Annotated in this window: 16 protein-coding genes; 4 read left to right on the top strand and 12 right to left on the bottom strand. The window is 45.1% G+C overall.

The annotated features are described in order from the left end of the window. Positions 1-401: 401 nt before the first annotated feature. Genes NZ952_00405 through NZ952_00385 form a run of 5 tightly spaced genes read right to left on the bottom strand, consistent with a single transcriptional unit; the run spans position 402 to position 4,916 of the window. Positions 402-1,556 carry an RAMP superfamily CRISPR-associated protein gene (locus NZ952_00405; GenBank protein ID MCS7119662.1) on the bottom strand — a complete coding sequence of 385 codons (1,155 nt, stop codon included), beginning with the start codon at positions 1,554-1,556 and terminating at the stop codon, positions 402-404. Positions 1,557-1,567: 11 nt separating this feature from the next. Then, complete coding sequence (csx7, locus tag NZ952_00400) at positions 1,568-2,275, bottom strand: CRISPR-associated RAMP protein Csx7 (protein MCS7119661.1); 708 nt, start codon at positions 2,273-2,275, stop codon at positions 1,568-1,570. 14 nt (positions 2,276-2,289) lie between these two features. Next, positions 2,290-2,811, bottom strand: coding sequence for a hypothetical protein (locus NZ952_00395; GenBank protein MCS7119660.1), 522 nt, complete (start codon positions 2,809-2,811; stop codon positions 2,290-2,292). Further along, positions 2,789-4,723 (bottom strand): HD domain-containing protein, encoded by a 1,935-nt coding sequence (locus NZ952_00390; protein MCS7119659.1) that lies wholly within the window; start codon positions 4,721-4,723, stop codon positions 2,789-2,791. The genes NZ952_00395 and NZ952_00390 overlap by 23 nt, the downstream gene beginning before the upstream one ends. A gap of 7 nt (positions 4,724-4,730) precedes the next feature. Continuing rightward, positions 4,731-4,916 carry a hypothetical protein gene (locus NZ952_00385; protein ID MCS7119658.1) on the bottom strand — a complete coding sequence of 62 codons (186 nt, stop codon included), beginning with the start codon at positions 4,914-4,916 and terminating at the stop codon, positions 4,731-4,733. 112 nt (positions 4,917-5,028) lie between these two features. Between NZ952_00385 and NZ952_00380 the strand changes: the two genes are divergently transcribed. Then, positions 5,029-5,733, top strand: coding sequence for a type IV toxin-antitoxin system AbiEi family antitoxin domain-containing protein (locus NZ952_00380; protein ID MCS7119657.1), 705 nt, complete (start codon positions 5,029-5,031; stop codon positions 5,731-5,733). Positions 5,734-6,001: 268 nt separating this feature from the next. Then, entirely contained in the window at positions 6,002-6,559 is a 558-nt protein-coding gene (locus NZ952_00375; GenBank protein MCS7119656.1) for a nitroreductase family protein, read from the top strand. Positions 6,560-6,663: 104 nt separating this feature from the next. Here the strand turns inward: NZ952_00375 and NZ952_00370 are convergent, their stop codons facing one another. The 7 genes from NZ952_00370 to NZ952_00340 form a co-directional block, all read right to left on the bottom strand. Continuing rightward, entirely contained in the window at positions 6,664-8,052 is a 1,389-nt protein-coding gene (locus tag NZ952_00370) for an ATP-binding protein (protein MCS7119655.1), read from the bottom strand. A 195-nt stretch (positions 8,053-8,247) separates the two neighbouring features. Further along, complete coding sequence (locus NZ952_00365; protein MCS7119654.1) at positions 8,248-8,913, bottom strand: DUF47 family protein; 666 nt, start codon at positions 8,911-8,913, stop codon at positions 8,248-8,250. 47 nt (positions 8,914-8,960) lie between these two features. Further along, the gene (gene phoU, locus NZ952_00360) at positions 8,961-9,605 is read right to left on the bottom strand and encodes a phosphate signaling complex protein PhoU (protein MCS7119653.1); all 645 of its coding nucleotides are present in this window, start codon (positions 9,603-9,605) and stop codon (positions 8,961-8,963) included. Positions 9,606-9,616: 11 nt separating this feature from the next. Beyond that, complete coding sequence (gene pstB, locus NZ952_00355; protein MCS7119652.1) at positions 9,617-10,369, bottom strand: phosphate ABC transporter ATP-binding protein PstB; 753 nt, start codon at positions 10,367-10,369, stop codon at positions 9,617-9,619. Next, a complete protein-coding gene (pstA, locus tag NZ952_00350; protein ID MCS7119651.1) occupies positions 10,357-11,190 on the bottom strand; it encodes a phosphate ABC transporter permease PstA in 834 nt (277 codons plus the stop codon). Before pstA ends, pstB begins: the two co-directional genes overlap by 13 nt. Further along, entirely contained in the window at positions 11,187-12,110 is a 924-nt protein-coding gene (pstC, locus tag NZ952_00345; GenBank protein MCS7119650.1) for a phosphate ABC transporter permease subunit PstC, read from the bottom strand. Before pstC ends, pstA begins: the two co-directional genes overlap by 4 nt. 10 nt (positions 12,111-12,120) lie before the next feature. Further along, positions 12,121-13,074, bottom strand: a complete 954-nt coding sequence (locus NZ952_00340) for a phosphate ABC transporter substrate-binding protein (GenBank protein MCS7119649.1) — start codon at positions 13,072-13,074, stop codon at positions 12,121-12,123. A 101-nt stretch (positions 13,075-13,175) separates the two neighbouring features. Between NZ952_00340 and NZ952_00335 the strand changes: the two genes are divergently transcribed. Together NZ952_00335 and NZ952_00330 are read left to right on the top strand one after the other, a co-directional pair. Next, positions 13,176-14,219 carry an AbrB/MazE/SpoVT family DNA-binding domain-containing protein gene (locus NZ952_00335; protein MCS7119648.1) on the top strand — a complete coding sequence of 348 codons (1,044 nt, stop codon included), beginning with the start codon at positions 13,176-13,178 and terminating at the stop codon, positions 14,217-14,219. Positions 14,220-14,422: 203 nt separating this feature from the next. After that, positions 14,423-14,770: a DUF438 domain-containing protein gene (locus NZ952_00330; GenBank protein ID MCS7119647.1), complete on the top strand. Its 348-nt coding sequence runs from the start codon at positions 14,423-14,425 to the stop codon at positions 14,768-14,770. Positions 14,771-14,798 lie beyond the last annotated feature (28 nt).

The raw sequence follows: 14,798 nt of genomic DNA, 5'->3' as shown, positions 1-14,798 counted from the left end.
GTCATTGAATCTGCTTGTCGCTGAGTTTTTCTTCGTCGAGCGGTGTTTGGTTTCAGTCTTCTCTTCTTTTTTAGAGTCATTGAATCGAAGCATAGAGGAGGCGAAGAACTGGGAGTCGCCTAGTCGTTTCAGTCTTCTCTTCTTTTTTAGAGTCATTGAATCCGACCCTATTATTTTTCTTTCTGTCCAATCCGCTTCTTATTTTTGACTGTTTTGGAGGTGCTTTCCGATTATCTTGTAACTGCGAAAATGTTTTTAAGGATCATCGAAGGTCATCGGCATCCCCTGCTTTCATCGACTGGCGAGATTCAGATGGCGTTGTAAATAGCGGGCAATTTAACCAATGCAAAAGATGAAGACCTTATATGACTTCTCAATCACCCCCTACAAGGTCGCATATTTCAGCCTTTCCCGATTCTTATCTGTCCGCATCCATGAGGCTTATATGCTCCTATTGCATAATGCTCTAGCGCAGCTAGGCTTAGCGCCAACTCTCTGCTCTTAACGTCACATTCAAACTCGTAGACTGAGCCTGCGGAGACAGCTGGTTCAACACGCCTCATCCTATTAAACTTCAGTGACCATCCGCTGAAGAGTTCGCCCCTCACAACCCATCTTCTCAGGTTTACGTCGGGAAGCTTAGGCTTACCCTCACTGAAGGCCCATGAATAAGCCCTACGCGCAGCCTCAAGCAGTGATGCCCCGTCAAGAGATCCGCCATCAAGCAATAGGGGGGAGAGAAGCCTGACTCTAAAGCGGTCCGCCGCAAATTCATCAGCCCAACTCTCCAGAGAAGATGTATCGACATGCTCAACCCTCAAATCCTCGACGACAACCTTTCCAAGCCCCCTAGACTTTGACCCCCCAATCCCCTCATCTGGCAGAGCCCTCTCCAATACGTTCCTAAGAATGCTTAGAGCACCGCCCAGATCCCTGTGAACAACAATCTCAAAGCTGAAACGGCTTCCAAACTCTATAACCTCAAGGGTGTGAAGTGTGCCAGCGGCTTCGGCATCAGACACCCTGATCTGCGCCGCTGAAACCTTTTCTCGGTCGACGGCAGTCAAAGTTAACCTGCCAATCTTAACCGGTTCATCATCAAGTTCTCCGCATCCAGAACACTTAAAGCCCCTATAGGGCTTAACTGATGCGCCGCACTTACAGACATCTGGAGCAATGAAATCGTCGAAAACCCTCCTGCACTGAGGACTAATGCACCTAAAGAGCGTCATAGGGCTAGGCTCAAAGACCCCATTACAAATCAAATGCTGCGGATAAGAGTAGCGGAAGAATACCTTTGAAGTCTTACCGAACTCCTCTCCAAACAACTGGGCATAGAGGCAGTCTTCAAAGTGCTCACAATCCTCATGATTAATCAGAGGCCTATCAAGTTTGCAAACACTCTTTATCAAAGCTGTGCCAACAGCTCCGCGGAGAACCGCTCCCGGGAGATAACCACGGCAACGCTTAATGACACCGGTCCTCAAACCAGAGCCTATGTGAAGCGGTGTAACAGCCCTCAGAACACCACGTATTTTATAGCAGAATACACTCATCTGTTATGCCTCTAGTTTGAAAGAAGCCAGTTGCTCAGCTCCTCACCCTTAATCTCCCTCTCTTCCTCCTCCCCAAGATAGTAACCAGCAGTCCTCTCCTTAACGCTCTTAATCTTTATCCTAACCTTACCAAAACCTCGTGTCGAAGATCCGCCTAAAGCAGAGTCCTCAACAGACTTCAAAGCAGCCTTAAAAAGTTTAAGCTCATCATCGGTAATGTTCTCGGCAACAATTTCCAAACTGAATCTAGCACCTGCGGGCACCGCCTGTATAGAGTAGAGTGCACCACTCGCCACAGTGCCGGTTCCTCTATCTATGGCAATACCAGTCCTCTCTAATAGTATATCAATTTTATCTATTGGGTATGCATCCCTAAACTTCACTTTGCTTGCGCAGGAGATTTTCCCAGCTGTCCCAAATATTCTGCAGCAAATGCAGAACTCTTTGATGTCCTTCTTCTTTGAGCCGCACATCTCCCGCACATCTGGCGGCCTACAAACCTCGATGCCCTTCTTACGCGCTATCCTTTCAGCTTCGCTTCTCACTCTGCCCTTCAAAGAAGACCCTGGAATATACGGCTTTCCATCTGGAGAAGTCAGGACTGGTAATTCAACTTCGCCGATATCAACTTCAGGCTTTCCCGACCCTATGTGAATCGGAGTCACCGCTTCTATCTCCCCCGAGATTATGATTCTCCTCTCCAACCTTTCAAACACCATATCTCTCACCTCCATTATCTTTGATCAATCCAAACTCTCAAATCCAAACTGGAGAATTCAGGGCTGCTCTTCAGAGAGTTCTGGATCTCCAAAGCCAAAAGTTTCGGATTTTCATTGAACCGGCTTATCTTAACGTTCAACTCAAGGCTTTTGCCACGTAGTGACATCTTCACTTCCTGCAGCTCAGCCCCCCTCCTCTCAACAATCCTTCGGATGACAGGTTCAGCAATAGCCTTTAATCCTAGTATTGGCTCCTTCTCAATGTAGTCGTACAGCATCACAGCGTACATAAAAACCTTCTCAAGCGAGCTCCTGTCCTCCTCATACTTTTCTACGAGATCAAGCATCTTGGAGAACCCTTCAAACCCTTTGACATCCCTGCCGATCTGCCTTTTGATGTACGCCTGCACATATGGCAGTGGCTTAGTCTTTATAAGCCGGTATACTGTCTGCAATTGCTTAGCGCCCATCCCAGAATTAACCGAGACCTTTGCGAGATCCTCACCTTCAGCCTTAAAAATTTTTTCTTCCGACATCCTCCAAACTACCTTTAAATAGGTTGTAAACGAAATATGCTTCGGCCAACAGGTCTGTCTCGAGATACTTTAGGATCTTTTCTCCATCACTCCAGCTCAGATACTCTCTACCCACCAGATATTTGGTTAGAACCTCAGCTCTTACACGCCCCTCACCACTTCCTCTACGACTCGCCGCAGCCTCTGCTACCCGTCTAAGTTGAGAGGATGAAATACTGCTAGCACGCATGAAATTGGCGATGTCAAGTATCTTATCCAGCGCGTCCCAACTCCAAGATTTAACCATTCTCAGCTCAGTTGATGTCACCCCAGCGCCGCCAATAGCAGCGTATGCGATCTTATTTTTACCCTCACTCTTCGCCTTTGATAGCAAGTATCCAGCAGCCTCAACGCCAACATAAACAGGCAGCTTGTAATCGAATATGGCAACCCCTGCCGATAACGTGCATTCTCCCGCCATCTCCCGTCTAAAAACAGAGTACGCCTCCTTCGCGAATTCCAGGGCTGCATTACCCGGCGTAAACGCTAATAGGTCGTCTCCTCCCATGTACACGGGTTCACCGCCAAACTTCTCAAGAACATCTATGAATCTTTCCTCAAATACCCCATGAATCAGATCGCTTAGAGTTGAGATTCTTGAAGGAGTGCACGCCCTCCCCTTCTCAGCAAATTTTTCGCCTTCAAGCAATCTCCCGACACCGTCACCGTCAGCTTTTATGCACCCAACAAGGTTCCTCTCATCCTTCAGTTTTTCAAGCTCAACACCCTTACCCATCTCCCTAAGACCCCAGCATGAAACACAGAGCCTCTCAAATCTCGGCGCAGCATCTATGGGCAGGAGCTTCAACTTATCCTCCATCATTCCAGGCCGCATCCGACAAACATCGCAGGGCTCCACATCCTCCTGCAATTCAACCCTTGGAATGAGTAGTCGAGTTCCTTTCTCCCGCCGCATCTTCTGAATCGCCTCCCTCCACACTTGACCATAGGCATCCATGAGTCTGTCCCCACTACTAATGATGAAACAAGTGGTGATTGAAAGAAGACCGTTAACAGACTCTACAAAACTTTCCTCGGCGACATTTAGCGCCTTCTCAGCCAGACCAGGCGGGGATATTGCAAGAAAACTTCCTCCAGACGCGTAGAGGACGCATTCAGGCCCCAAGACTTCACTCAGAGATTCCTTGGCCCTGAGGGTTGCATTGATTATCAGTCTGCTCCTAGCGTTCAGATCAGGCAGGCGTAGAGACTCATTTATAAAATTGGAAATTCTGTCAGCATCGCCGCTTAGGAGGGCGAATTCATACCTACTTGGATCGTCCCCTCTCCAGCCTCCGGAAAGATATATGCATGTCGCGAATGCCGCCGCCAGCTTCAAATGGTTCCAAAGCGAAACATCATTCACCCCATCCCTAGTATCTGCCGGAATGAAACGAAGATCCGAAACCTTCAATATGTTGAAAACCCTAGAATACGCCCTCTTTGAGTCTTCAGAAAAATTCCGGCCAGCATCAACTAAGCTGCGAAGAAGCATCTGAGACAAGTACGCCAAATGAGATGCCTCAGTACTCTTCCTGATAATATTCCCTGCAAGGGTATGAGTCAATTTCACTGGCGGAGACGGTATAAAGGGTCCCTTGGAGGGCTGATCCCGCCTATCTGCGCCGGAGGAAATATTGTCAGCCAAACAAACTATTCTTTCTACGTCATCCTTTGGCAGACATTCATCCGCATATGATGGCCCACTATGATGCCTTTTCGCATGAAGCGCAATCTCCTCGCCAAAGCAGGCCTTCACAAACCTATATGTGTATTCAACATGCTCAGACCAAGGTCTCCTATTAGCCCAGCATTCAAGCTTTCCAATATCATGAAGTAGCGCAGAGACTCTTACGACGTCAAGTTCATCCAAAAACCTGTCAGCCCCAAATAATATTTTTAATCATTATAAATAAAAAATTAATTCTCTTTTCAAGCAAGCCTCCCTTTTTAAGCTCTATAAATATTGGATGCAAAACATTAATGATAGCCCCCTCAAAAAATGGAATTTTGGTCATCGGGGGCGGTCCACTGCGCATCTCAGGAGAGAAATGCTTGTAAATCATGTACACCACCAACATTAGGAAATGAGAAATTATTATTCTAATTTTGCTCGAGTGAAATTCTATTTAAATAGAGTTGAACACTATTAAAATGAATAAGAGTGGAGGACACCATATGCTCACCGAATGCAAGGAAACACCAAATTATGAGTGGGCCTTCTCACAAGATAACAGTAGAAAAATTGCAGAGGCAATCGCTAGGAGAGGAGGAGTAGCAAGGTTCTCAGAGATAGAAGCAACGTCGGGTGTGAAGGGATCAGTATTATACCACCACCTGAATAGGCTTGAGAGATTTGGAGTAATCGAGAAAGAGGTGAAAGGAACATATCGCCTAACTTATAGGACACCGCTATGTTTCCTCTATCAACCGGAAACAAAGGTGCCAGTAGTGTATCTCGGGCTTCTTGGAAGAAGAGAGGCGAGAGAGGAACCGGAACCAGCAGTAGCAATTAGGCTGCTTGCAAAAGAGGGCTTAAGGCCAGATTTTATTTATGTCGTAACATCTCCGGAAGCCCTCAACGAGTGGAAAGACTTGAAACTACCCTACAATTGGATACTATGCTATAGGGAGGAAATTATAGATGTCGACGCTGTCAAAGAGAAAATTGAACAGCAGCTAATCAGCCTCATAAAACAGTTCAATGTTATAATGGATTGCACCTCAGCCACCAAGCCCGCGACCATAGCATACTATGAACTAGCGCAAAAATACAAAGTTCCACTCATCTACATATATGAAGAAAACGTTCAGCTAAAATGGTTAATCTCAAAGGAAGAAATAGCAAAAACGTTAACATACATTGCATCCAAAAATAGATGATTACACTAGACCCATCATACTGGCAAATAAGACCTCAATCACGACCATAGACGCACTAGACTTCTTCCAGAGGCTGAGTTCGACATCCATTACTTCTAAATCACTATTGACTGATCCTAGACTATTGCTAATCTCACATAGATCTGAATGGATGCAAGCACTTACCGAGGTAAACCACAAGTCGGAAAGGATGAATTCGGCTGGAGCACTCTCCATATAAATCTGTTTTAAATCTTAAATCAGCGCATATGAGTAGGCGGTGATGTTTATGAATGAGACTATTAGAGCCATCAAGAGTAGGAGGAGCATCAGAAGGTTTAGGACTGAACAAATACCTGACAAGATATTAGATGAGATATTAGAGTGCGCCATTCATGCGCCTAATGCTAGAAACCAGCAAAAGTGGCATTTCACAGTTATACAGAACAGAAGCATCCTTGCCCAGATGATTGACATTTTGAGGGGGAACATGCTAAATTCAGGAGTAGAATTTTTGGTTGACAGAGCCAAGGATCCCAGCTTCAATCCCTTCGGGTGCGCTCCAACAGTGATACTAATCACAGCCGATAAGTCGGCCAGGTTTGTCGAGTTTGACTGCGCGGCAGCCGCAGAGAACATAATGATTTCCGCAGAATCCCTCGGCCTAGGCTCACATGTAATGGCAATAACCGAATTAATTTTTGCATCAGAGAAGGGACAGAGGCTTAAAAGAGAATTAGGGATCCCAGAAGGATATGAGCATATATGCACAATATCCCTAGGATACAAGGATGAGAACCCGCCGCCAAAACCTAGAAGAAGAGATGTAATAAATTATGTAAAATAGCATTTTCAAAACTTCTTTCAGCCACTCCTAATAGTCCTAATGGTTAAAGGAGAAGTTTTGCCGAATTTTATCCAACAGAAGTGGGTCTATTCCCAAGCCCACCCTTAATCATAGATGATGGGAAAGGCTATTGGAGGACTTGACTTCCTTACCAAAGGTTTTAATGGAATCCGTATCGTGAAGGTTGTTCCCTTTCCAGGTTTGCTTTTCACTGAGATTCTTCCGCCATGCGCTTCTATGAAGCGTTTACATATTGGGAGCCCTAGACCCATGCCTTGGGCTTTTGTCGTGAATAGGGGTGACCAGATCTTCTCTTGGATCTCCTTTGACATGCCTACTCCACTATCCTCAAAGGCTACTTGAATTTCTTCTCCAATTTTCTTGCCTCGGATTCTCAGGGTTCCACCATTCGGCATAGCGTCTATAGCGTTCTGCATTAGGTTCAGGAAGACCCTTCGCATCTTTTCAGCATCAACCGTCACACTCGGCAGATTCTCCATAGAGATTTCGACATCAACCTTTTCAGGAACCCTGGCTAAACGTAGAGCCTCCATTATTATCTGCCTCAGCTCCGCCTGCCTCGGCACAATGACGACTTCCCGCGAATAGTCCAATAGGTCGTTGATGATCTTGTCGGCACGTTTCACACCCTCAAGTATTATCCCAAGCATCTCTCTTTCCCTCCCACTAAGCTTAGAAGAGGCTTTGGCGTTTATGTAATGCGCAGCGGCAGCCATACTGGTTAAGGGGTTCCGCAGATCATGTCCAACCATGCATGCCAATTCGCCTATTGCCGCTAACCTTTCAGCCTTCAAAAGTTTCTCCTGCGCAGCATCTAATTTTCTCCTAGTCTCCTCAAGCTCTTTTTGAACAACCATTAAGGACGCGAGGCTGCTTCCGAAGTGTTTGCTAACCACGAATACTAAGCCCATCGGCACATGCCCATAGGACGCGAAGACAATCGTTAATTCCTCAGCCCAGCCCATCCCAACCGAGATCCCAGTGAGCATGTAGGATAGAAGCGTCAGCAGAAAAAGGAAGGCTATTAGATCCCGTCTTCTCACCACAAGGAAGAGCAATATCAGAAATGCGAGTAAGGCCAACGTGTAGATCAAGACGAGATACAGCATTTCATACTCGGCTCCAAGCGAGAACGGCGACGCCAACATAACTGCAGACAAGCCTGCAACACCTAGAAACCATCTGAACGGCTTATCAAAACTCTTCATCTTTAAAAGGGTGGATAAACTTGCCAATAAAATAGCAAATGTGATAGGCATAAACGACCACTGATAGGATCTCTCCAAGAAGGTTGAAAAACCAGCGGACTTCAACATTGAGTGGACACCGCCAACAAAGGCGAATCCCAAACTTATAATGAACATCAACTTCTGCTTATTCCCATCCTGCCGATACATGTGAAGAACGATAAGAATAAGCAAAAGGGTTAAAGTCAACGGAACAGCCCAAAGAAACGCGTATACGCCATCCACAAGTAGATACCCTTAACGCTCTCGCCTAGAGGAATATCACCTATTCTTCCACCAATTAAGCTTGTGAAATCCATAATACAGTATTAATTTCTTAGAAAAAGAGAAATTGTGCTCGGAATCAAGTAAGATGATAAGCAATTGCTGAGAGAAGCATTTATCGTTGTTATTGCCGAATGGTTGCTTATTTCATTTTCATTATCCACTTGAGAGTATAACAATATAATCCGCGGTGTCCGCGCACATATCCGCCGCTTGCTCTATAAATTCTATAAGGTCGTCAACGATTATAGAGGCCCCGACGTTCACTTGCCCCCCATAGGTTATGAGCATCTTTTTTATCGCCAAGTATTCCTTATCTATCTCGTCTTCGATCTCCTCAACCTTCGATGCATATTTCAAAGCTTCATCCCTGGCGGACAAGACGTTCTCTATGCTTGCTCGAAGGGCTGATGTGCACTCAGCTAATGTCGAGGTCATTTGCAAGATACTCTGAATTATCTCTCGCGGCACCTGCGTATCCTGAAGAACCCTCAGACACCTCGCAGCGTCCTTTACAAAATCTGCGAAGGTATCCAGCCTTTTGACGAGGTGCAAGATGTCTTCGCGGTAATCCGCATACAATGCGATATGCTTTGACATCTCTTTGAAGATCTCTCTCCTCAAGTTGTCAACTTCTTCTTCGGTCTTGAATAGACGCTCTATATTTTGGTCCGCTTCCTCCTTGGCTCCAACTGTTAGACTCTGGACAGCCTTCTGCAACTGCGTCACCGTGTCAAGAGCCTTCACTATCTGTCTCTCTGCCAGTTCCAGCGCCCTGGTCTTGCGTTGCTTCTCAAACCAAGAGTAGCTTCTCTTCTCCAACAATCTTCACCTCCCTACAATCCGAAAACCGGATTTGTTACGAGAGATCATCTTAAAACAACCTTCCTCCCTGTTGCGATGTAAATTATCGATTCGCAGATGTAAGTTGCATGATCTGCTATCCGTTCTAGATATCTAACTATTAGGACGCTTGAAACCACACACCTGATCGCGGCGTCCTTCTCTTCCATCAACTTATTAAGAAAATCAAAATACAGGTTGTCCACCTCATTTTCCTTCTCAGATATTTTCTCAGCAAGTTTGGGGTCATGGCTCCTAAGAGCGTCAGCACTTAATCTTATCATCTCCAGCGTTCTCTCACCCATCTCATGAATATGCAAGTTCACCCATTTCTCGCAGCTCTTCACACCTTCCAGCCGCTTGTTCGTGTAGGATATGTCGAGCGCATACCTTCCAAAACGGGCGAAGTCGTAGGCTATTTTCATGTAGGATTTTATTGTTCTCAAATCCGAGGCCACTGGCTGAAACCTCGCGATGAGCTCAAACGCTTTGTCTTCAACATCATCAGCCATAGCAACAAGCATATCAGACATTTCGCGGACCTCCTCGTGTAGGTCTTCACCCTCAAGACACTCCGTCAAGGACATTGAGACGATACGATATGCAAGTTTTCCCATCTTGTGAAGTGTAGCCGAAAGCTCTTCAAGGCCGGCATCAATAATCCTACTCACAATTTTACACCTCAACCAAATTCTCCAGTAATATACTTCTCAGTCAACTCGTTCTTCGGATTCTCAAATATTCGTCGAGTCTCATCATATTCTATCACCTGACCCAAATACATAAAAGCCGCATAATCAGAGACCCTAGCAGCCTGCTGCAAATTATGCGTAACTATAACGACTGTGTACTTCTCACTTAGCTGCCTGATTAAGGCCTCTATCTTCGCCGTGGCAATAGGGTCAAGGGCGCTGCAGGGCTCATCCATAAGTATAATCTCAGGTTTCACCGCCAATGCTCTTGCGATGCAGAGCCTCTGCTGCTGACCGCCAGACAGGCTGAAGGCATCATCATCCAACCTATCCTTAACTTCCTCCCAGAGCGCGGCCTCTCTAAGGCTTTCCTCTATCACTTTATCCATATCATTATGGCTTACAGTTTTATGAATCTTGAGCCCAAATGCCACATTTTCGCGGATAGACTTTGGAAAGGGGTTTGGTTTCTGAAAAACCATCCCAACCTTTCTTCGCAACTCATACACATTCGTATCTTCATCATAAATGTTCTTGCCGTCTATGTATACCTCTCCGCTTGTATGGCATCCGCCGATTAATTCATTCATTCTATTTATAGCCCTTATCAAAGTGGTTTTCCCACATCCTGAGGGGCCCATAATCGCCGTCACCGCATTCTCCTTTATTTGCAGGTCTATGTCCTTTAGAACATGAAGGTCTCTAAACCAAACATTGAGTTTCCTGATGTCTATCTTAGCCATGGTTGTCTTCTCCTATAGTAAACCCTTAGAACTATCGCGGCCGCAGCAAATAAGATAACTATGAAGAATAATATTAATGCGATTCCAAATACTTTCTCAGGCGGCTCGCCTAAAGCCGCAATTTTCACGAAGAGATTATACGCTAGCGCCATCACAGGCTCTAAGGGCGATTTAGGCAGGCCTCTTGTAATTATGACGCATGCTGTAAATAATATCGCCGCAGTCTCTCCTGCAACCCTAACGATGCCTAATAACACGCTTGTAATTATGCCAGGCGCAGCTGTTGAGACCTTCATCGAGCATATTGCACTCCACTTGGTCGCCCCTAACGCCAAGGCGGCTTCCTTAAAGGTTTCAGGCACCATCCTCATAGATTCCTCCGTCCCCCTAATGATTATCGGAAGCATCATTAAAGTTAATGTCAACCATCCAGCTGCAAGTGAAATACCCAACCCCAATTGCCTGCAAAAGACTGTGTAACCAAAAAGTCCTATAACTATAGATGGCACCCCAGCCAGATTGTTGATGGATTGATCGATCATTCGTGTCAGGTTCCCGCGGGGAGCATATTCAGCGAGATATATGGCGGCTAGAATTCCAATGGGAGCGGCAATCCCCATTGCACCTAAGAGTAGGTAGACGGTTCCCACGATCATTTCGAATAATCCGCCTCTCAGCGCACTGGTTGTTAAGAGATCTAACCTGAGTGTTCCAATACCGCTTAAAAGAATGAGGAGAATCATGAAGAATGCAGCTAAGCAAATAACAGTCGGGATCCCAAGAGCCGCAAAAATCACGTTTTCCTTATACAATCTTCTCATTTTCTACGACCCCCACTCCTTATCTCCTTTTTTATGATCAGATCAGCTGCGGTGTTCACGATAAACGCCACTATGAACAAGATTAATCCTAGGCCGAATAATGCGCTATATTCTAGGCTTCCGACAGCGGCTTCGCCCATCTGCATCGCTATGACTGCTGTCAAAGGGTATACTGGCGACAGGAAATTCCACGGAGGCGTCGGAACCATCGCCACGTTGCCAGCAACCATCAACACGGCGACCGTCTCGCCAATCGCCCTTCCAAAGCCTAGCATGATGCTTGCGAGGATACCTGACTTAGCTAGTGGAATAACAACGCTCCTTATCATTTGCCATCTTGTTGCACCTAGAGCTAACGCAGCCTCCTTATACTCCTTTGGAACAGCGGATAATATCTCACCTGAAACGGATATGATCGTTGGTACTATCATAATGGACAATAAGATTGAAGCTGTTAAGGCGACGGTGCCAGATGAGATTCCGAAGACTAATGCTATTCTCGGAACCAAGTATACTAGGCCTATGAACCCATAAATTATTGAGGGGATGGAGGCAAGCAGCTCAATAATTGATTTTATTATGTCTCTTATCGAGAAGGGTAAGACCTCAGATATGAATATTGCGGTGGCAACACCTATCGGGATAGCTAATGCAAGAGCGCCTGACACAACCATTATAGAGCCGTAGATTAGGGGAAAGGCTCCAAATAAATGCTCATTTGTTTCCCACCTCTGCCCTATTATGAAGTCTAAACCGAAAGTTGAAAAAGCTTGAAAGCCTTCTTTGGCTATGAAGATCAGCATCAATAATAGGATGATGATTGAAAAAGACGCGCAGAAAAACGAGATAATCTCGGCAGGCTCTTTTCTAAAATACTTTAAAAAAATACGGTTTATTATAGGCTTTTTAACTTCCAGCATTGTATATCGCCTAGAGTCTAGGGTACAGGTAGGGCAGCATTAGGTATCCACATTCCTCAACTATTCGCTGTCCCTCACTACTTTTTACGAAGTCTATGAACCTGTCTGCCAGAGACCCGCTTGGCGGTTGACCATTCGTTACAAAGTATAGGTATCGTGAAATCGGAAACTCACCACTTGCGATAGATTCAATTGTTGGGTATACATAAGGTTTTCCATATTCCTTTGCTAAAGCAACGGGGACCATTTGCTGGCTTAGAAAACCATAGCTCACGTAACCTATAGAATACGGTGTAGTCTCAACCTTATTCCTAACCGCCGGGTTGCTTGGCTGCACACTTGCCTTTGCCGTCACATTATATTTCCATGGCTGCATTGTATATTCCTCAAAAGTGCCTCTTGTGCCTGAACCGGGTTCCCTGACGACAACGACTATTTCTTTGTGGGGCAGTCCAGGTCTAACTTCGTCCCAATAGGTGTATATGCCCGCGAATATTTTGCCCACCTCCTGCAATGTCAGATTCAGAGAACTGCTAACTGAGGGGTGAACGACAACGCAGACGGCGTCTAATGCTATGGGATGCAACCAGAGGTCAACACTCTTGTTTCTGGCATTGTCTATCTCTGTTTTCTTCGGCTCCCTTGAAGCCATTCCTATATCCACAACCCCGTCTATAACATTGCTATAGCCGACTCCACTTCCTCCGCCTTGCACAGTGATCGTGGTAGCGTTATACTTGTTCATGAACACTATTGCGCAGGCATTGGCTATTGGTAGAACTGTGGTTGACCCTGAGAGAGTTATTTTGGATGTCCGCCAAGCACTATCCTCCAGAAGTTCTTGCGGCGTGGCCGTTGTACTGGCGCCTATATAGTATCCAGCGATTAGCCCGACTATCAAAAATATAATCATCGCGCCTATTGAAACAACATTGGAAACACCTCTATACTTACCCTTGCTCATTTATTTCACCTCGGGCACTATATTTATGTCAGAAAAAACTTATAGGTTTCCTGATTAGATAATATAGTGATAGATTGACTATATAGATGGGATCATTAAATATGATGGATCAATCAGCTGAAGAGATAAGAAAAATACAATTTACTGGAAAATCCACGTACATTATTTCCCTTCCAAAGAAATGGGTAACTTCGCATGGATTAAACGCCGGAAGCCAGATAATCGTCTCACAAAAAAATGGCTCACTAATCTTAACACCTAAAGAAGTGGCGAAGACCGAGACAAAGAATTTTGAGGCAACCCTAAAGATCTCGGAGAGTGATGACCCAGACATAATAACAAGGCAGATCATATCATTATACCTAGTCGGATATAGCTCGATAAGGGTGCTGGCCAAGGATGAACGGATAAGCGCAGCGCAAAGAAACGCAATAAAGGATTTAGTTCGTAAAAAATTAGTTGGCACAGAAATAATTTCGGAGACCCCGAACGAAATTAAAATGCAAATACTGATAGGCTATCCAGAGATCTCTGTTGAAAGCGCTTTGAGACGCATGTGCCTGATAGCCGCATCCATGCATGAAGACGCAATAAAGGCGTTAAGGAGCTTGGATAGAAATCTTGCACAAGAAGTCGTCCAGCTAGACGACGAAGTAGACAGGTTTAACCTTTACGTGATACGACAATTGAAGGCAGCTGCTCAAGACGAGAAGATCCTCAGGGATATCGGACTCTCCAGCCCGCGGGACTGCCTCGGCTACAGAGTTATAGTAAAATCGGTTGAAAGAATCGCGGATCATGCAGCAAGTATAGCTGGAAATGTATTACTCCTCGAGGAAGAACCAAATGAAGAGATCTTCCAGAAAATTATGGAAGTAAGCATCTTCGCAAAAACGGTTTTCGAGGACGCGATAAAATCACTCTTTAAGAGAGACTATTTCATGGCCGACCAAGTAATCTCTAAAGCAAAAACAATATCGCTAATAGAGAGTAAAATAATAAGGGAGGCCCAATCCAAGGTCAAGCAGACCGATATTTCTAACATGAGGATGATAATGGAGAGTATACGGAGAACTGCTGAGTACGCAAGCGACATAGCAGAGATAGTCCTAAACCTTAACATCAACCAAATAATTACAGCATAGTTAAAGCATCCAAACCTGCCATGGTTAGAAAGCAATTAACCCAAAATTGCAACGAAACTTTGCAATTTCTCGAATTCTACGGTATGGGTTCAGGCATAATAAGAAAAAACCAAATTAATTGGCAGCCCATTAAATTCTTTAGCGATCAATAATCGGTTGATGAAGGAAAGATTCCAGACGTTCGGGATTTAATGGTAGGAATAATGAGGGGAAGATTAACTGAGGAAGACCGTAAAAAGGCTCTTAAAGAGATTATTGGGCTAATACATGCCGGAGTGCCCCCAAACCAAGTTAAGGATAGGTTTATGCAATTTCTTGAGAGTGTTAGTCCACTCGAGATTGCTAAAATAGAGCAGGAGATTGTAAGCGAGGGTTTATCTAGGGAGGATATACAGAAGCTTTGCGATCTGCATTTAGAAGTCTTTAGGGAGCAATTGGAAAAGCAGAAGCTTGATGCTATTCCAGAAAGTCCCATCGGCATACTCATTGAGGAACATATGATGCTTCAGAAAATTACAAGAAATCTCAAATCATCGGCTGAGATGTTGTAAGTCCTTGAAAACTTTGAAGCCGCTAGAG

This window comes from Candidatus Bathyarchaeota archaeon (genome assembly GCA_025059045.1).
In the GTDB taxonomy this organism is placed as follows: domain Archaea; phylum Thermoproteota; class Bathyarchaeia; order Bathyarchaeales; family DTEX01; genus JANXEA01.
The sequence above is the reverse complement of the archived record's forward strand: the minus strand, read 5'-3'. Positions and strand labels throughout refer to the sequence as shown.